Raw genomic sequence first — 18,136 nt, forward strand, 5'->3', positions numbered from 1 at the left:
GCTTCACATGCGGCCGGTGAACGGAGCACTGCTGCTCGCGGCCCCGTTCGAGCACCGTGGTTCCTCGTCGACAGCCCGACGTCGACAGCCCCACCGACCAAGAACGTCCAGGAACCGTCCAGGAACGGAGCCCCCCGATGTCGCACGACACCGCCCTCGCGTCCCCCGACCGCTCCACCGCCGCCGGCGTCCCGCCGGTGGTCGTCGAGACGTTCGACGGGTGGGCCCCGGACCTGACCGCACCGGTCCTGGCCTCGGTGTGCATGCGCACGGAGGCGGCGCCGCGGTGACGGCCACGGACGACGCCGCCGTGCCCGGGCAGGCGGTGGCCGGCAGCGGCGCGATACGCGTCGGCCGCCACCTGCGCCTCGAGCCCGAGGACGGCGGCCTCGTCGTCATCGGCGAGGACGGCCTCGTCACCGTGTGGGGCCGGGCCGCGGCGGCCGTGGCCACCCTGGTCGACGGCCGGCGTGACGCCGACGCCTTCGACGTCGCCGACCTCGTGGCCGCGGCGCCGGACGGGGTCGCGCCGGCCGACGTGGTCGCGGTGCTCGAGCGGCTCCGTGCCCTCGGGGTCCTCGAGGACGCCGACCCCGCCGACCGGACGGGCGACGGCCGGGCCGAGCGGGAGGCCTTCCACCGCGCGGCGACCGGACGGACGCTCTCCGGCATCCCGCCGACCGTCGTCGCCCTCCACGACCTGGGCGACCGTTCGGGGGCGCGCGCCCTCGCCGGGGCCCTGGAGGCCTCCGGACTGCGGGTGCGCCGCCCGGAGGACCCGGACCCCGGGACCGTGCACGAGGCGGCCCAGGTCGCCGTCGTCGCGGTCGACGACCACCTGGACCCGCGGCTCGGCGAGCTCGCCGAGCGCTTCCGCGCGGACGGCGTCCCCTGGCTCCCCGTGCGAGTTCGCGGGGTCCGGCAGTGGATCGGCCCGTTCTTCGGTGCCGACGCCGACGGGCCGTGCTGGCACTGCCTCGGGTCCCGGCTGCGGATCCACCGGCGCGCCGAGGAGGCGCTGCTGGCGCGCCGGGGCGACCCCGGTCCGCTGGCGCGGCGGCTCCCGTCGCACCCGGCCGCCGTCGGGCTCGCCGCCCACCGCGCCGCCCTCGAGGTCGACGCCTGGGCGCACGGGCACACGCGTCCGGTGCACCGTGGCGTGCTCGTCCTGGACAGCCGCACCACCGCCGACCAGCTCCACGAGCTCCGGCGCCGCCCCCAGTGCCCTGGCTGCGGTGACGCCGGGCTCGTCGCGCGCCGCGGCCGGGCCCCGATCGCGCTCGGCCCCGCGCCGGACGATCCTCCGTGCAGCGTCTCGGCCCCGGACGGGTACGTCCACCTCGTGAGTCCCGTGACCGGGGTCGTCCCCGTGCTCGAGGTCGCGGCCGGTGCCGTCGGCCCCACGATGGTCGCGCGGACCGGCCCGACACCGCCCGCCCGCGCGCTGGCGCTGGAGGACGTCCGACGCCGCACCCGGATCGGGAACGCCGGCACCGGACCGACCGAGCGCGCCGCGCGCGCCGCGGCACTCGGCGAGGCGCTCGAGCGCTGGTCCGGGCAGTACCACGGCGACGAGATGCGGGTGCGCGCCCGCCGCGGCGACCTCGGTGCCGACGCCCTCGACCCGCGGGACGTCCTGCTCGTCGACCCCCGCCAGTCGGCCGACCCGGCGGCGTGGAACGCGGCGCACGGCCCGTTCAACCACATCGGCCCGCCGGTCGACGACACCGAGGAGACCGACTGGAGCCCGCTGTGGTCGCTGCGCGACGGTGCCGCGCGGTGGCTGCCGACCGCGATGCTCTACCACGGCGCCCCCGGCCCGTCCTGGGCCTTCGCCGACTCGAGCGGCTGCGCCGCCGGCCCGACCCGTGACGAGGCGATCCGCGGCGGGCTGCTCGAGCTGGTGGAGCGCGACGCCGTGGCCCTCTGGTGGTACCACCGGACGCCGATGCCGGCGGTCGACCTCACAGCCGACGCCGACGGCCGCCGCGCCCGCGACGCGCACGGCGCCCTGGGACGCGAGGTGTGGGCGCTCGACCTGACCACCGACCTCGGTGTCCCCGTGGTCGCCGCCGTGTCCGCGGCCCGCCGGCACGGCGTCCCGACGGACCGGGTCATGCTCGGTCTCGGTGCCGACCCCGACCCGTCGACGGCGCTGCACCGCGCGCTCGGCGAGCTAACCGCGACGACGGAGATGGTCGTCGAGGGCGCCCGCGTCCCCGACGACCCGGACGTCCGGCGGTGGCTGGACGAGGTCGACGTGGCGAGCGAGCCGTGGCTGGTCCCGTCCGCCGCGGCCGCACCCCCGGCCGACCCCGTCGCGGGGACCGGGGCGGGCCCCCTGGTCGACCGGCTCGTCGCCCACGGCCTCGAGCCCCTCGTGCTCGACCAGACCCGGCCCGACATCGGGCTCCCCGTGGTGCGCACCGTCGTGCCGACGCTGCGGCCGATGTGGGCCCGGTTCGCCCCCGGCCGGCTGTTCGACGCGCCGGTGGCCCTCGGCCGCCTGGCGACCCCGACCCCGTACGACGAGCTGAACCCTCGTCCGGTGTTCCTGTGACCTCCCCCCGCGACGAGCGGACCCTGCGGCGGCTGTGGGCGTTGCGCGAGGACGTCGCCGTGGAGTCCGACGACCACGACCTGGTCCTCCTCGCGCCGTGGGGCGAGATCTCGCTCGGTGCCCGTGGCCTGCGGGTCGAGTCCCAGTTGCGCCGCCTCGCCCTGGGGCCGGTGGACCTGGGCAACACCGACCCGGACGGGATGGCCGAGCTCGCCGACGTCCTCGCTGGCGTGTCCGGAGCCGTCGTGCACTCGCTCGAGCTGCCCGGGCGCCAGCGTGCCGGTCTGTCCGCGGTCCCGATCGCGGCCGTCGCCCCGTTCGCGCCCGCGCCGGCCGACCCGCGCGCGATCGTGCGCCTGTCGCGGTTCGCCGTGATCCGTCCGTGGGCGGGGCGGTTCGTCGTCAACGCCCCCGGGGCGCGCCACGAACTGGTCTGCGAGGGGCCGGCGCTCGGCGCGATCCTCGCCCGTCTCGCGACCGGCCGGCAGGTCTCGGACCTGTCGGGGCGTTCCGACGTCGAGAGCGTGTCCGGTGCGCCGTGTCTCGACGGCGCGACCGCGCAGGACGTCGAGGACGTCATCGGGTGGTTGATCGCGATCGGCGTGGTCGTCGTCGCCCGCCCGGACGGCTGCTACGACGAGGACCTCGACCCGGGACTCTCGACGTGGAGCGCCCACGAGCTCGAGTTCGAGGCCCGCACCCGGCGGCCCGGTGGGCCCGTCGAGGAGCGCTTCCGGCTGCGCGAGGGCAGCCGGGCCGGCCCGGTGACGCGGGCCCCGTACGCCGGACCGGTCCGCGCCCTGCCCCGCGGCCCGCAGGCCGAGGGGCCCCTGGACACGGTGCTCGCCCCGCACTACGAGGCGCCGGCCTTCACCGGTGCCCCCCTCCCGGCCGAGCGCCTCGGCGCCCTCCTGCACCGCGCCGCCCGCCTGCGCGCGCACCGCCCGCCGTCGGTGCGGGAGGACTCGCCGGGCGTGGAGACGACGCAGCGGCCCTACCTCAGCACCGCCTGGCTCTACGAGCTCGAGATCTATCTCGCGCTGGATCGCGCCGACCTCCCGCGGGGGGTGTACCACTACGACCCCGAGGGGCACGCGCTGCGCGCCGTCGCTCCGGCGCCCGCGGTCACCGACGTGGTGCGGGCCTGCCTCGCCCAGATCGGCGCCCAGCCGAGCTCCCCGGCGGCCGTCGTGCTCGTGACCTGCCGGCGGGAGCGCAGCGCCTGGGCCCTGGGCTCCCTCACCCACGCCACCGGGATCGCGCACGCCGGGGCCCTGCAGCAGGTGCTCCACCTCGTCGGGCGCGACACGGGGGTGGCGACGCACCCCGTCCCCCTGGGGGCCGCCGAGGGCTGGCAGACCCTGCTCGACGCCCTGTGGCCGGGCGAGGTCCCGGTCGGTGTCTGCGTCCTCGACCCGGTGATGGATCCGATCGTGAACACTTGACGACGTCCTGCCGGCACGGCGGCATCGTCAGTTAGGCTTCGCATGTGCCCGTCTCGGGGAGTTACGGGCCGATCCCGGCGGATCTCCGCTCCGTCGAGGGCGACCGCCCGCAGACCGCCGACGAGGTGCGTGCCGCGGGCCTGTACGTCTCACGGTCCGCCGCGAACTTCTCGGCGGCGCTCGTCGCCATCGTGTGCAGCGGCTACGGCGCGCTGTCCTACGTCGGGGTCGTGCAGAACTTCGGGCTCGTCGCGGCGATCATCAGCGCGACGCTGACCGCCGGGATCCTGGGCCTCCAGCTCGGGTACTTCAGCCGCCCCCGCGGCGCCCTGACCCCGCTGCACTCCGCGATCGCCCTGCCGGCGATGGCCGGCCTGGTCTACCTCCCGGCGCTCTGGCTCGGGACGTTCTGGACGGGGTTCACCGGCTTCATGGCGGGCAGCCTGCTCCTCGCGCTGCCGCTGCGGTGGGGCATGCCCGCCTACGGCGCCGTGGTCGTCGCGAGCGGGCTCATGGAACGGCGCTTCGGCGCCGACGACCTGGAACCGGTGTTCGCCACGGCCTACGCGGTGTCGTCGACGGCGATCACCGGGCTCGTGATCTTCGGGCTGACCCGCCTCGCCCGCCTCGTGCGGGACCTGCACGACGCGCGCGAGGAGCTCAGCCGCATGGCGGTGGCGGAGGAGCGGTTGCGGTTCTCCCGCGACGCCCACGACCTGCTCGGGATGAGCCTCTCGGCGATCACGCTGAAGGCGGAGCTGACGCACCGTCTCGTGCTCGCCGAGCCGGACCGGGCGCGCACCGAGCTCGACGAGCTGCTCGGCGTCTCCCGGCGCGCGCTGGGCGAGGTGCGGATGGTGGCCTCGGGCGCGACGTCGCTGTCCCTCGCCGACGAGCTGTGGTCCGCGCGCTCGGTGCTGCGGGCGGCCGAGATCGACACCGCGATCCGCGGCCACGACTTCGAGCTCCCCGACGACGTGGCGACCCTGTTCGCGACCCTGCTGCGCGAGGCCGTCACCAACATCCTGCGGCACTCGAAGGCCGAGGTCTGCACCGTCTCGGTGTCCTCGTCGGGCGACACCGCGCGGATCACGGTCACCAACGACCGCGCCGACGAGAAGGGCGCCCTGCCCGACGACCGCCCCGACTCGGCGCACCGCGGCATCGCGAACCTGCGCCAGCGCTTCGCCGAGCTCGGCGGGGAGCTCACCGCCGAGCGCGACGAGGACCAGTTCGTCGTCGTCGGCCGGATCCCGCTGTCCGGGGCCGGGCGCAGCGACTGACCGGGCTCAGAGCCACCCGGCCTCGGTGGCGATGCGGATCGCGTCGACACGGTTGCGGGCGTTGAGCTTGGTGACGACGGAGGTCAGGTAGTTGCGCACCGTGCCCGTGGAGAGGTGGAGCGACCCCGCGACGTCGTCGACGGTGTGGCCGTCGGCGGTCAGGCGCAGGACCTCGATCTCGCGGGCCGCCAGCGGGCAGTCCTCGGTGTCCCAGGCCGCGAGGGCGAGCTCGCTGTCGACCACACGGCGCCCGACGGCGACCTCGCGGATCGCGTTGGCCAGCTTGGCGGCCGGGGCGTCCTTGAGCATGAAGCCGTTGACCCGGGCGTCGAGCGCGCGGCGCACGGTGCCGGGCCGCCCGAGGCTCGTGAGGATCAGCGTGCGGCACGACGGCAGGGCGTCGTGGAGGTCGGACGCCGCGCTGATGCCGTCCTTGCCCGGGAGATCGATGTCGATCACCGCGACGTCCGGCCCGGCCTCGCGCGCGGTCGGCACGATCGCGTCGCCCTCCGCGAGCTCGGCGATCACCTCGAGATCGGGTTCTTGGTTGATGAGGGCCACGAGGGCGCCGCGGACCAAGTGCTGATCCTCCGCAATGAGCACCCTGATCACCCGTTCGGCCTCCTCGCGGCTGGCGTCGCGGCAAGTTCCGCTCCGGCCCGCTCACCATGACATCCGGACCAGGGGTTCTGTCCGACGGATCGTGTGAATTTCTCCCGCCCCGCGCTGACCGGTCCGTGACCGGACCCGGAGCGCCGACGGCGAACGTGGCCGCAACGCCACGCCGCCGAGCCCCGGGAGAGCCGCCATGCAGGCCGCCGTCGAGCACGCCGTCTCGTCCATGCGTTCGCGCTACGACGAGCCGATCACCACCCACGACCTCGCCGCCGAGGTCTTCGTCAGCCCCTTCCACTTCTCGCGGGTGTTCTCCTCGACGATCGGCGTCACCCCCGGCCGCTTCCTGACCGCGGTCCGCCTGTTCGAGGCCAAGCGCCGCCTGCTCACCACCGACGAGACGGTCGCCGACATCGTCTGCTCGGTCGGCTACTCCAGCGTCGGCACCTTCACCAGCCGCTTCACGCGGGCGGTCGGGCTGACGCCGGGCCAGTACCGCGACCCGGCCGTGGAGGCCGGGCTGCTGGCGGTCTCGACCGACTACTCGCGCGTCCCGTCCGCCGAGGTGCTCGAGCACGCCGCCGGCGAGGGCCCGGGCGCCGCGTCGGTGTCGGTCGGCGTCGAGGGCGCCGAGGACGCCGACCGCGTGGCCGTCGGGGTCTTCGACGGTTCCGTGCCGCAGGCCGCGCCGGTCGCCCTGGCGACGGTCACGCCGGGGGAGCAGGGCGCCGTCCTGGAGGGCCTGCCGGCCGGCGAGTGGACCGTGCTCGCCGTCGCGGCCGCACCGGACGCGAGCGTCGCCGGCGTCGCCACGGCCGCGCTGGAGGTCCGCCCGCACGAGGACGTCGTCCCGCCCGTGGACATGACGCTGGCCGAGCCGGCGCCCACCGACGCCCCGATCGCGGTCTCCCTCCTCGACCCCGCCGAGGGCCTGCCCGGTCCGTCGCCCGCCGCCGGCGCCGTCCGCCACCTGCGCGCGGTCGCCTGACGGTCCGCCGACCCGGACACGAAGCAGAGCCCGGAGGAGTTCCCATGGCCACGCTCACCGGCCGGCTGCGCCGCCGGCTGCTCGCCCCCACCGAGGGCGACGTCACCTTCGCCGCCCGCGGCTTCCCCGTGACCGGGGGACCGGCCGTCCGCCATCTCGAGGCGGTCCCGGCCGCGGTGGTCCGCGGGTTCCGGGGCACGGTCGACGGCTCGCCGCTGCCCCAGGTCGCGGCACGCGCCGCCGCCGAGCCCGACCCCCTGCGCGGCTTCCACCACGAGGGGGCCGTCATGGCCGCCTGCGTCGTCGACGCGATGGACCCCCGCGGTGGTCCACGAGGCGGTACCCGGGCGCGCGACCTGCTCACCGGACCGGCCCGGGACCACGTGCTGCTCGGCTGGATCGGGGTGGGGTTCGCGCTCGCCAAGCTCCCGACGGCGATCTGGTCGCGGGCCGTGCCCGACCTCGACGACGTCGACCACCAGGCGGTGCTGTCCGCGCTCGCGGTCGACGGCTGGGCCTTCGACCTCGCGTTCTTCGACCCGCCCCGGTGGCTCGGGCGCCAGGAGCGCCTCCCGTCGGTCCCGTGGCGCGGCGACGACGCCGGCGTCCCGCGGGTCGCCGACCAGGGCGTCGGCCGGGCGCTGTGGTTCTTCCACGGCGCCGAGGTCCCCCGGGTCGCCGCGGCCGTCGCCGCGTTCGCGCCGGACCGGCACGCCGACCTGTGGGCCGGTGTCGGGCTCGCCGCGACCCTCGCCGGCGGCGCGTCCGCCGACGATCTCCGCCGGCTGGCGGCCGCCGGCGCCCCGGAGGACCTGGCCCTCGGTGCCGTGCTCGCCGCCCGCGCGGCGCAGGACGCCGCCGCCGACACCGGCACCGTGCCCGCGCACGTCACCACGGGGGCGCGGGCACTCGCCGGCACGTCCGTGCCCGGCGGGGCCGACCTGGTCACCGGGCTCGCGCCGGCACCGGGCGCCGCCGGCGTGCCCGCCTACCTCGACTGGCGCGCGCGGATCCGTGCCCGCCTGGCCGCGTCGCCCGCGGTCTCTCCTCGCGTGCGGGCCGGCTGACCGGCCGGGCCCCGCCGCAACACACGAGACGTGTCCGCGCCGCCCGCGCGGCGACGCTCGACCCGACGTCAGCCGACCTGACCGACCTGCTCCCGACTCCCGAGAGGACCAGCGCCGTGACCGACATGCTCACCTGGCGACGGCGTCTCCTGACGCCGAGCCACGACGAGACGCGCCTCGCCACCCGCGGCTTCCACGTCAAGGACGCCGCGGCGAAGGAGGTCCTCGAGACCGTCGGCGCGCGGTTCCTGGACGGGTTCGGCGAGGCCGTCGGCACCCGGACCGTCGCCGAGCTCGAGGAGTACCTCGAGACCGTGCCCACCCGGTTCCGCGGGTTCGCCGCGGAGGGCGCCGCGATGGGCCTCGCGGTCCTCGACGCCCTCCCGATGGTCCGCTCCGGGCGCGTCGACACCTTCCTGGGCGGCCGCGGCCGCGACCACGTCTACATGGCGCTGGTCGGGGTCGGCTGGGCGATGGCCCGGCTGCCGCGGCTCCTGTGGCCGCGCCCCGACCGGTTCGACCCGCTGCTGCGGTGGCTGGTCCTCGACGGCTACGGCTTCCACCAGGCCTACTTCCACACCGACGACTGGGTCCACGGGGACCGTCGCCGCCCCGTGCTCGACTGGGCCCGGGACGACGCGGCCTACGAGGGCCGGGCGATCGACCAGGGCATCGGTCGCGCCCTGTGGTTCGTCGCCGGCACGGACGCGCGCCGCGCCGCCGACCTCGTCGACGCCTACCCGGAGCACCGCCGCGCCGATCTGTGGGGCGGCATCGGCCTCGCCGCCACCTACGCCGGCGGCGCCACGACCGAGGAGCTCGAGCACCTCGTGACGCGCTCGGGCCCGTACCGCGCGGACCTCGCGCAGGGCTCGGCGTTCGCCGCCGAGGCCCGCCTGCGGGCGGGACTCGAGGTCCCGCACGTCGGGGCCGCCACCGCCGTCCTCGCCGGCACCGACCCCGTCACCGCCGCCCGGGTGTGCGAGGACACGCGTCCCGTGGACGGGGCCGACGGCGCCGAGCGCCCCGGTGAGCCGGCCTACGAGACCTGGCGCCGCCACATCGGCCAGGCGCTGACCACGGGCCGGCTGACGGCCCCGACCGCCCCGACCGGAGGTGCCCGATGAGCGCACTGTGGACCGTGCTGCGCTTCCTGCGCCGCAACGTGGCCGGGGTCGTCGCCCTGGCCCTCGTGGCGGTGCTCTTCCTCGCCGCCCGCCTCCCGGGCGTGACCCGGGAGGAGACCACCACCCTGGCCGGCGGCTACGGTTTCGAGTCCCGCTCGATCGGCCTGCCCCAGGGCCTGCCCGAGCGGCAGATCCGTGCCGTCAACCAGGACTACGCGAACATCGACGCCTGGATCTCCTCGGTCGGTGCCGCGATCGCGATGAACGACCTCGACGGTGACCGGCTCGCCAACGACCTCTGCGTCGTCGACACCCGCACCGACCAGGTCTCGATCACCCCGGCGCCCGTCGAGGGCTCGGACGAGCGGTACGCGCCCTACGCGCTGACCAGCGGCGACCTGCCGATGAACCCCCACATGGCGCCGATGGGCTGCACCCCGGCCGACGTCGACCAGAACGGCCGGATGGACCTCGTCGTCTACTACTGGGGCCGCACGCCGATCGTGCACCTCGCTCAGCCGGGCGTGGCCCAGGGCCCCGGCGCCTGGCGCGCGACCGAGCTCGTGCCGAACGCGGGCGGGCCCACCTACACCGGCGAGCAGTGGAACACCAACGCCGTGGCCGTCGACGACTTCGACAGCGACGGCACGCTCGACCTCTACGTCGGCAACTACTTCCCCGACGGCCCGGTGCTCGACCCGACCCGCTCCGGCGGCGTGGCGATGAACGCCTCGCTGTCCAACGCCCACAACGGCGGGCGGGACCACGTCTTCCGGGGCGTCGCCGGGGCGCCCGGCCAGCCGGCGTCGTTCGTCGAGCAGCCGGGCGTGCTGCCCGACGACATCTCCGGCGGCTGGGTGCTCGGCTCGAGCGCCTCCGACGTCGACGGTGACCAGCGTCCGGAGCTCTACCTGGCCCAGGACCACGGCCGGGACGCGATGCTGCACAACCGCTCGACCCCGGGGCAGATCCGGTTCGAGGCGGTGCACGGCGACCGGAACCCGACCGCGCCGAAGTCCAAGCGGATGGGCGCCGACTCGTTCAAGGGCATGGCCGCGGACTTCGCCGACCTCAACCGGGACGGCGTGTCCGACCTGTTCGTCTCCAACATCACCCAGCCCTACGGCATCCAGGAGTCCAACTTCCAGTGGATGGCCACCGAGCGCACGCCGGAGGCCATGGGTGCCGCGATGACCGAGGGCCGCGCGCCGTGGGTCGACGACTCGACCGCGTCCGGCACCGCCTGGTCGGGCTGGGCCTGGGACGCCAAGGCCGGCGACTTCGACAACTCCGGCAACCTGGCGATCGCGCAGGCCACCGGCTTCGTCAAGGGCGAGACCAACCGCTGGCCGCAGCTGCAGGAGCTCGCGACCGCCAACGACACCCTGGTGTCGGACCCGGCCATGTGGCCGCGGGTCTCGCGCGGTGACGACCTGTCCGGCAACCAGCCGATGCGGTTCTTCGCGCCCCGCGCGGACGGCGGCTACGCCGACCTCGCCCACGAGCTCGGGCTCGACGTCCCGACCCCGACCCGCGGCGTGGCCACCGGCGACGCCGACGGCGACGGCCGCCTCGACCTGGCGATCGCCCGCCAGTGGGAGGAGCCGGCGTTCTACCGCAACACCGCCCCCGACGCCGGCAACGCCATGACCCTGAACCTCGTCCGCGAGGGCACGCAGACCGCCGGGCCCGGCTCGCCGGTCGTCGGCGCCACCGCCGAGGTCACGCTGCCCGACGGCCGGAAGATCGTCGAGCGCGTCGACGGCGGCGGCGGGCACTCGGGCAAGCGCTCCAGCGAGGTCCACCTCGGCCTCGGTGCGCACGACGCCCCGCTGCCCGTGACGCTGCGCTGGCGCGACGCCACCGGCGCGACCCACACCCAGACCGTCGACCTCGCCCCCGGACGGCACACCGTGGCGCTCGGGCAGGCCGCGACCGTCCCGACCACGCCGGAGGACGTCCGATGAGCACCACGACCGGCAGCACGACCGGCACCGTCGAGAAGGCCCCCGCCCGGGAGCCCAAGCACATCACCGCGCTGCGGCGCTTCGCGATGTCGATCTCGGTCCTGAACATCGCGGGCTACGCGTTCCTCGGGTTCGAGCAGCCCTGGACCTGGCCGTTCGTCGCCCTCGCGACCGCCTACACGGTGGAGCTGGGCCTCGAGAAGATCGGGTCCTGGCAGGAGGGCCGCGCGCCCCGGTACGCCGGGAACGGGTTCAAGGGCCTCATGGAGTTCCTCTTCCCGGCACACATCACCGCGCTCGCGGTGAACATGCTCTCCTACACGCTGGACCAGGTCTGGACGATGATGTTCGGCGTCGTCGTCGCGGTGGGTGCCAAGTGGGTCCTCCGCGCCCCGGTGAAGGGCCGCCTGCGGCACTTCATGAACCCGTCGAACTTCGGCATCGCGACCATCCTGGTGCTCTTCCCGTGGGCCTCGATCGCCCCGCCCTACCAGTTCACCGAGGCCCTCTCGGGCGCGGCCGACTGGATCCTCGTGGCGGTCATCCTCGTCCTCGGCACCCTGCTGAACGCCAAGCTGACCGACCGCATGTGGCTCATCGCGGGCTGGCTGTCGTTCTTCGTGATCCAGTCCGTGGTCCGCGGGTTCGTCGTCGACAACGCGATCCCCGGCGCGCTCGCGACGATGACGGGCACGGCGTTCATCCTGTTCACCAACTACATGATCAGCGACCCGGGGACGACCCCGTCGAAGCCGTTCCCGCAGTTCTGCTTCGGCGCCGGCGTGGCCGTCACCTACGGCGTGATCACCGGCATCAACCTGCCCTACGGCCTGTTCTTCGCGACGGCCACGGTGTGCCTGATCCGTGGTGGCTACCTGTGGTCGCTGTACCTGCGGGACAAGCACAACGCCGCCGCCGCCACCGACGGCACGGCCGCTCCGGCCGCTCCGACAGCGACCGTCACGCCCCTGCCCTCCACGCCCGCGGCGGTCCCGGCACCGCCGGAGCGGACGGCGGCATGACCGCCCCGGCGGCGCCGGCCGCCCCGGGCCCGCCCCTCGCGGCGACCCCGGTGCTGCTGCGCGAGCTGTTCACCGACCGGCTCGCGCTGCTCACCCGGGCCCGCGGGTACGGGCCCCTGGCCCGCCTGCGGATCGGCCCGAAGACGATGTTCGTGGTGAACCACCCGGACGCCGCGGCGCACGTCCTGACCACCCACGCCGGCAACTACACCAAGGGCATCGGCCTCGCCGAGGCCCGGCGGGTGCTCGGCGACGGCGTGCTCACCAGTGACGGGCCGGCGTGGAAGGAGCAGCGCAGGGCCGTCGCGCCGTCGTTCACGCCGGCGCGGCTGGCCGAGCAGATCCCCGTCGTCGCCGACGAGGCGGGCGCGCTCGTCGAGCGCCTCGGCGCCCGCGTCGAGGACGGGCCGGTGGACGTCACCGCCGAGATGACCGCGCTCACGCTCGGGGTCCTCGGCCGGACGCTCGTCGGGGCCGACCTCACCGCGTACCCGGACCTCGGGCACGCGTTCGAGACCGTGCAGGACCAGGCGATGCTCGAGGCGGTCACGCTCGGCGCGTCGGTCTCGTGGCGGCCCACGCCGGGCGGGCACCGCTTCCGGGCGGCCCAGCGCCGCCTGGTCGCGGTGGTCGACGCCATCCTCGACACGGGCCGCGGCGAGCTCGTCGCCCGCCTCGGGGCGGGCGTCGACCGGGCCACCCTGCGCGGGCGGCTCGTCACGCTGCTGCTCGCCGGGCACGAGACGACGGCCGCGACGCTGTCGTGGGCGCTGCACCGGCTCTCCCGTCACCCGGAGGTGCGCCGGCGGGTGCGGGCGGAGGCGCGCGAGGTGCTCGGCGACCGGCCGGGCGACGTCGACGACCTCGCCCGGCTGTCCTACACCGCGCAGGTCGTCTCCGAGACCGTGCGGCTGCACCCGCCGGTGTGGCTGCTGCCGCGGGTGGCCGTCGACGACGACGTCGTCGCCGGGTACCGCGTGCCCGCGGGCTCCGACGTCGTCGTCTGCCCGTACACGCTGCACCGCGACCCGGCCTGGTGGGACGAGCCGGAGGTGTTCGACCCCGAGCGCTTCGCCCCGGGGGCGACGTGGCCGAAGGAGGCGTACCTGCCCTTCGGCGCCGGCCGCCACTTCTGCGTCGGCTCGAACCTCGGCACCGCCGAGGCCGTGCTCGTCCTCGCGCGCCTGTGCCGCGACCTGGACCTGCGCGCCGTGGCCGGCTCGTCGTCATCGGGTCGAGCTCCGCTGCGCTCCGTCTCCCGGGAGCCCCGGGGCGAGCCGATGCTGTCGCTGCGGGTGCGCGGCGGCCTGCCCCTGACCGTCCACAAGCCCTCCTGACAGGAAGGAGCGATCGCCGTGGAGATCTCCCGTGATCCCGTCACCATGACCCTCGAGGCGTTCGCCGACACCGTTCTGCCCGGGTGCCGCCGCGGAGCGGACGACCCGGCGATCGCGGGCGTCAGCGACACTCCCGGCGCCGTGGAGTCCGGCGCCCTGACGCTGCTGTTCGACCCGGCCTCCGGCTTCGCCGAGGGCCTGCCCTTCCTCGCCCCGATGCTCGACGGCCACGCCGCGAAGTACGCGGGGGAGCGGGACGTCGCCCTCGACGGCGCGCTCCCGGCGTTCGTGGCGCTCGGCTACGACGACCGCGCCGCGCTGCTGTCCTCGCTGGTGGCCCCGGGCCACCCGGAGCGCGACGTCTGGGTCGGGCTGTTCATGTTCGCCAACATGGCCTTCGACTCCGCCGCCCACCTGCCGACCGCGCAGGCGATCGCCGAGGGCCACCCCGGCCTGCGGGCCATGGGCATCGCGACGCCCGACGCCGACGGCCTCTGGCGCTTCCCGGCGTACTCGTACCGCCGCGCCCTGGCCGACCTGCACCCGGACACGACACCCTCGGGGAGCCCCGCATGAGTACCCAGACGCCTTCGACCAGCATCGAGAAGACCGACGTCGTCGTCGTCGGCTCCGGCTTCGGCGGGGCCATCGAGGCCTACCACCTGGCCGCGGGCGGCGCCGACGTCACCGTCCTCGAGCGCGGGCCGTGGCTCGCGGCCGACGACTTCCAGCACGACTTCGAGCTGGGGTCGTCGTACACCCGCATCTTCGACTTCACCGTCGGCGACGGGATGAGCATCCTCGGCGGCAACTGCGTGGGCGGCGGCAGCGTCGTCTACTTCGCCGCCCACCCCCGCGCGCCCCGCTTCGTCTTCGACCGCCACGGGTCGATCGGCCGTCGGATGTGGCCGGCCGCGATCTCCCGTGACTCCCTCGAGCCCTGGTACGACCGGGTCGAGGAGTCGCTGCCGGTGACGAAGCAGAGCTGGGACGACGTGACCTTCGCCGGCGGCCTCTGGGCGGCGGCGTGCCACCACTCGGGGCGCACCGCGAACCCGACGCCGGTGGCCATCGACAACGCCAGCTGCACCAACTGCAACTGGATGATGGCCGGCTGCCGCTTCGACGCGAAGCGCTCGCTGCTGACCAACTACCTGCCCGCCGCGCTCGCGCACGGCGCCGTGATCCGCCCGCTGCACGAGGTCCAGCACCTCGAGCGGACCGAGGACGGCTCCTACCGCGTGCACTACCGGGTCGTCGACGCCGAGGACTACCGCGTCCTGCACGACAGCGGGGTCATCGAGGCGAAGATCGTCGTGCTCGGGGCGGGCGCCGGGGCGACCCCGGTGATCCTGCAGCGCTCCGAGCCCCACCTCGGGGAGATGCCGCACGGCGTCGGGCGCTACTTCTCCGGCAACGGCGAGCGCCTCAACACCGCGGTGCTCGACGACGACGCGGTGCAGCGCATCCTGGGGCTCACGCGCGAGGCCGGGATCGGCTACCGCGCCAACCAGATCGGCAAGGGCCCGACGGTCGCCAACTGGGACCGCCTGACCGCCGACCTGCCCGAGTACGAGCGCTACTCGCTCGAGCAGCTGTACTTCCCGCCCGGCCTGGGCACGATCCTCGCCCAGAACTCGGAGGAGGCCGCCGACGGGGGCCCGCGCTGGTTCGGGCGGGCCAAGAAGGAGATGCTCGAGCGCTGGCAGGACTGGCTGACCATCTTCCAGATGACCGAGGACGACAACGAGGGCGTCTTCGGCCCGCCGCCCGAGACCGGCAACGCCCAGCGCATCTCCCAGCAGATGCTCGGGCGCGGCGCGCTCTCCTACCACCCGACGGCGAACACCCGCCGCGGCTGGGAGCTCGCCGACGCCGAGTGCAAGGAGATCATCGAGGGCCAGGGCCTGGGCACCGTCGAGCCGTGGACCAACGACGTCGTCGGCGCCTACACCGTGCACCCGCTGGCCTCCTGCCGGATCGGGGACGACCCGACGACCTCGGCGCTCACGCCGGACCACGAGCTGCGCGGGCACCCGGGCGTCTTCGTGACCGACGGGTCGTCCGTGCCCGGGGCACTGACTGTCAACCCAGCCATGACCATCGCGGCCCTGGCCGAGCGCGCCGCGCCCGCTATCGTCGCTGCGGCCCGGGACCGGGGGATCGACGTCGCCTACGGCGCGCCGACCCCGGACGGCGGCGTCAGCACCCGCAGGACCCTCGCACTGTCGGTGAAGTGAGGACTGGCGTGACTTCCGTGAACACCGTCGACCCCGGCACACGCCCGACCCCGTGGCGGGACCTCGTCGACGCCCTCAACACCCGCTGGCACAAGCGAGCCCTCGCCGTCTACGCGGTCGTGGTCGTCGGCCACTGGGCCGAGCACATCGCCCAGGCCGTCCAGATCTACGCGCTCGGGTGGCCGACGAAGCAGGCGAACGGCCTGCTGGGACTGGTGTGGCCCTGGCTCGTCAGCTCCGAGTGGATGCACTACGGCTACGCCGTGATCATGATGGGCGCGTTCCTGCTGCTGCGCCCGGGCTTCACGGGCCGGTCGCGGACCTGGTGGAACATCGCCACCGGCATCCAGATCTGGCACCACTTCGAGCACCTGCTGCTGCTCCTCCAGGCGCTGACGGGGTCGTTCCTGCTCGGGGCCACCGTGCCGACCTCGATCGCGCAGCTGGTGTTCCCGCGGGTGGAGCTGCACCTGTTCTACAACACCATCGTCACCATCCCGATGATCGTGGCGATGGTGCTGCACCGCCACCCGCGGGCCGACGACCCGGTCGCGGCGTGCACCTGCGCGGTGCGCCGCCCCGTCCCGGTCGGGTGAGCCATGGCGACCGCCGTGCCCCCGCCCCCGCCGAGCGGCGGGGCCCACGACCACGGGTTCGACGTCCCCGTGGTCGTGGGCCCGATGGCGCTCGACCTCCTGCTGACCGTGGGGATCGTGCTCGCCGTCGCCGCCATCGGCCTGCGGCCGTTCCTGGACGCCCGTGACGAGGCGCCCGTCGCCCGCGTCGCGACGCTCGGCACGGCCGCGGCCGGGGTGTCCCTGCTGCTCACCGCCGGCCCGGCCGAGGGCATGCCGACCGGCGGGCTCGCCGCGCTCGGCGTCGCCGGGCTCGTCATCCCCTTCGCGGCCGTGCGCCGCGACCGCCCGCGGCTGCGTCGTGCGGCGGCGCGGGTCGCCCCCGTGGCGATCGCCGTCGCCGGTGTCGCCGCGCTGACCGCCACCACCACCGCGGCGCTGTTCGCCGCCGCCGTCGCGCTGGCCTGGGCCGCCGTCCTGCGGGCGGGGCCGGGCCGCGTCCTGCCCGCGGTCGCGGCCTGCGGCGCCGTCGTCGTCCCCGGGCTGCTGCTCGGCGTGACCACCTGAGCCGCGCCGCGGTGACGCCCCGGCGCGGCGCCGATCCTCGACGGGACCCGCCATGCGCATCCTCTTCTCCACCGTCGGCCTGACGGGCCACCTCGGCTCTCTCGTCCCCCTGGCCTGGGCCTGCCGCCTCGCGGGCCACCAGGTCGTGCTCGCCACGTCGCCCGACGCCGTCGGCGCCGTCGTGGCGACCGGCCTGCCCGCGCTCGGGGTCGGGCACGGGACCGCGACCGGCGGGGCGGTCGGATCGCGCGAGGTCGCCGACGCCCCGTCGTCCTGGGACCGCGGGCGGCTCTTCGGTCGCTCGGCCCGGGACCGCCTGCCCGGCCTGCGGCGGGCGGTGCGCGACTGGGGACCCGACGTCGTCGTGGTGGAACGGGCCGACCTGGCCGGACGTGTCGCCGCCGCGGAGACCGGCCTGCCGTGTCTCGAGCTGCGGTGGAGCGTCGAGGCGCCCCGCGAGTACGAGGTCGCCGCGCGGCGCGAGCTGCGCGGTGTCGCCGACCCCGACGCGCTGCGGTCCGTTCCGCGCGAGGTCCTCACCCCCTGGCCCCACGAGCTGCGCGGCGGCCGTGTCCCGGCCCACCGGACCCGGGAGTTCCGGCACGTGCCCTACGAGGGCCCCGGCGACCTCACCGACCGGATCGTGCCGCGGGCGGACGCCGGGCGGGACGGCGGACGGGTCTGCGTCACGCTCGGCACCGTCGTCTCCCGCTCGGAGGCCGCGGGGCGGGGCGCGGTCGTGCCGACCCTCGTGACCGCGCTGGTCCGCGCCGGGTGCGAGGTGGTGCTCGCCGCGCCCGCGGACGCCGTCGCGCAGTGGGGGCCGTGGCCCGCGGCGGTCCGGGTCGCCGGGCCGGTGCCGGTGTCGCACCTCCTGGAGACCAGCGACGTCGTGGTGCACCACGGCGGGCACGGCACCGCGCTCGCCGCGGCGCTCGCGGGGCGGCCGTCGGTGATGATGCCGGCCTTCGACGACCAGATCGGGAACGCCCGGGCGCTCGCCGGGGCCGGCGCCGGCGTCCTCGCGGGCGACCCCGACGACCCGGCGGACGTCGCCGCGACCTGCCTCGCCGTGCTCGACGACGCCGCGATGGCCGACGCCGCCGCCGCGCTGGCCGACCTGGTGCGCAGCAGGCCCGCCCTCCCCGCGGTGGTCGAGGGCGTCCTCGGCCCGCAGGCCGCATCCGCCCGTACGGCGTTCCCGCCCGGCTCCGCGGCGGCGTGATCCCCGCCCCGGGAGCGGGGCGCGCCGCGCGCAATCGGTGAGACGTCCGCCGGTCCCGCGGACCGTCACGGTGGTCCGCGAACAGTGCGAACCGGACGACGGTCGCCGCCCGGCCGCG

The 18,136-nt window shown here is 75.8% G+C and carries 16 protein-coding genes; 15 read left to right on the forward strand and 1 reads right to left on the reverse strand.

Annotation, left to right across the window (positions count from 1 at the left end):
* Positions 1-137: 137 nt before the first annotated feature.
* The 4 genes from WCD41_RS04925 to WCD41_RS04940 are packed head-to-tail and all read left to right on the forward strand — an operon-like array spanning position 138 to position 5,288.
* A complete protein-coding gene (locus WCD41_RS04925; RefSeq protein WP_337712246.1) occupies positions 138-290 on the forward strand; it encodes a hypothetical protein in 153 nt (50 codons plus the stop codon).
* Entirely contained in the window at positions 287-2,560 is a 2,274-nt protein-coding gene (locus WCD41_RS04930) for a TOMM precursor leader peptide-binding protein (RefSeq protein WP_337712247.1), read from the forward strand. Before WCD41_RS04925 ends, WCD41_RS04930 begins: the two co-directional genes overlap by 4 nt.
* The gene (locus WCD41_RS04935; RefSeq protein WP_337712248.1) at positions 2,557-4,005 is read left to right on the forward strand and encodes a SagB/ThcOx family dehydrogenase; all 1,449 of its coding nucleotides are present in this window, start codon (positions 2,557-2,559) and stop codon (positions 4,003-4,005) included. Before WCD41_RS04930 ends, WCD41_RS04935 begins: the two co-directional genes overlap by 4 nt.
* A gap of 44 nt (positions 4,006-4,049) precedes the next feature.
* The gene (locus tag WCD41_RS04940) at positions 4,050-5,288 is read left to right on the forward strand and encodes a sensor histidine kinase (protein WP_337712249.1); all 1,239 of its coding nucleotides are present in this window, start codon (positions 4,050-4,052) and stop codon (positions 5,286-5,288) included.
* Between the two features lie 6 nt (positions 5,289-5,294).
* On the opposite strand, the gene WCD41_RS04945 is transcribed toward WCD41_RS04940, so the two are convergent.
* Positions 5,295-5,900, reverse strand: a complete 606-nt coding sequence (locus WCD41_RS04945; RefSeq protein ID WP_337712250.1) for a response regulator transcription factor — start codon at positions 5,898-5,900, stop codon at positions 5,295-5,297.
* Positions 5,901-6,096: 196 nt separating this feature from the next.
* Between WCD41_RS04945 and WCD41_RS04950 the strand changes: the two genes are divergently transcribed.
* The 11 genes from WCD41_RS04950 to WCD41_RS05000 all read left to right on the forward strand — a co-directional run bounded on the left by WCD41_RS04950 (position 6,097) and on the right by WCD41_RS05000 (position 18,018).
* The gene (locus WCD41_RS04950; RefSeq protein ID WP_337712251.1) at positions 6,097-6,891 is read left to right on the forward strand and encodes a helix-turn-helix domain-containing protein; all 795 of its coding nucleotides are present in this window, start codon (positions 6,097-6,099) and stop codon (positions 6,889-6,891) included.
* A gap of 44 nt (positions 6,892-6,935) precedes the next feature.
* Positions 6,936-7,958 (forward strand): DUF1702 family protein, encoded by a 1,023-nt coding sequence (locus tag WCD41_RS04955; RefSeq protein ID WP_337712252.1) that lies wholly within the window; start codon positions 6,936-6,938, stop codon positions 7,956-7,958.
* Between the two features lie 125 nt (positions 7,959-8,083).
* Positions 8,084-9,085, forward strand: a complete 1,002-nt coding sequence (locus tag WCD41_RS04960) for a DUF1702 family protein (RefSeq protein WP_337712344.1) — start codon at positions 8,084-8,086, stop codon at positions 9,083-9,085.
* A complete protein-coding gene (locus WCD41_RS04965) occupies positions 9,082-11,052 on the forward strand; it encodes a CRTAC1 family protein (RefSeq protein ID WP_337712253.1) in 1,971 nt (656 codons plus the stop codon). Before WCD41_RS04960 ends, WCD41_RS04965 begins: the two co-directional genes overlap by 4 nt.
* Positions 11,049-12,074 (forward strand): enediyne biosynthesis protein, encoded by a 1,026-nt coding sequence (locus WCD41_RS04970; protein WP_337712254.1) that lies wholly within the window; start codon positions 11,049-11,051, stop codon positions 12,072-12,074. The genes WCD41_RS04965 and WCD41_RS04970 overlap by 4 nt, the downstream gene beginning before the upstream one ends.
* A complete protein-coding gene (locus WCD41_RS04975) occupies positions 12,071-13,411 on the forward strand; it encodes a cytochrome P450 (RefSeq protein WP_337712255.1) in 1,341 nt (446 codons plus the stop codon). The genes WCD41_RS04970 and WCD41_RS04975 overlap by 4 nt, the downstream gene beginning before the upstream one ends.
* Before the next feature lie 45 nt (positions 13,412-13,456).
* Positions 13,457-13,987, forward strand: coding sequence for a DUF5987 family protein (locus WCD41_RS04980; protein ID WP_337712345.1), 531 nt, complete (start codon positions 13,457-13,459; stop codon positions 13,985-13,987).
* A complete protein-coding gene (locus WCD41_RS04985) occupies positions 13,984-15,651 on the forward strand; it encodes a GMC family oxidoreductase N-terminal domain-containing protein (RefSeq protein WP_337712256.1) in 1,668 nt (555 codons plus the stop codon). The genes WCD41_RS04980 and WCD41_RS04985 overlap by 4 nt, the downstream gene beginning before the upstream one ends.
* A gap of 17 nt (positions 15,652-15,668) precedes the next feature.
* The gene (locus WCD41_RS04990; RefSeq protein ID WP_337712346.1) at positions 15,669-16,247 is read left to right on the forward strand and encodes a hypothetical protein; all 579 of its coding nucleotides are present in this window, start codon (positions 15,669-15,671) and stop codon (positions 16,245-16,247) included.
* Between the two features lie 3 nt (positions 16,248-16,250).
* Positions 16,251-16,793: a DUF6239 family natural product biosynthesis protein gene (locus tag WCD41_RS04995; protein WP_337712257.1), complete on the forward strand. Its 543-nt coding sequence runs from the start codon at positions 16,251-16,253 to the stop codon at positions 16,791-16,793.
* A gap of 52 nt (positions 16,794-16,845) precedes the next feature.
* Entirely contained in the window at positions 16,846-18,018 is a 1,173-nt protein-coding gene (locus WCD41_RS05000; RefSeq protein WP_337712258.1) for a glycosyltransferase, read from the forward strand.
* The last annotated feature ends 118 nt before the right edge of the window (positions 18,019-18,136 follow it).

This window comes from Actinomycetospora aeridis, from assembly GCF_037400275.1.
Classification (GTDB): domain Bacteria; phylum Actinomycetota; class Actinomycetes; order Mycobacteriales; family Pseudonocardiaceae; genus Actinomycetospora; species Actinomycetospora aeridis.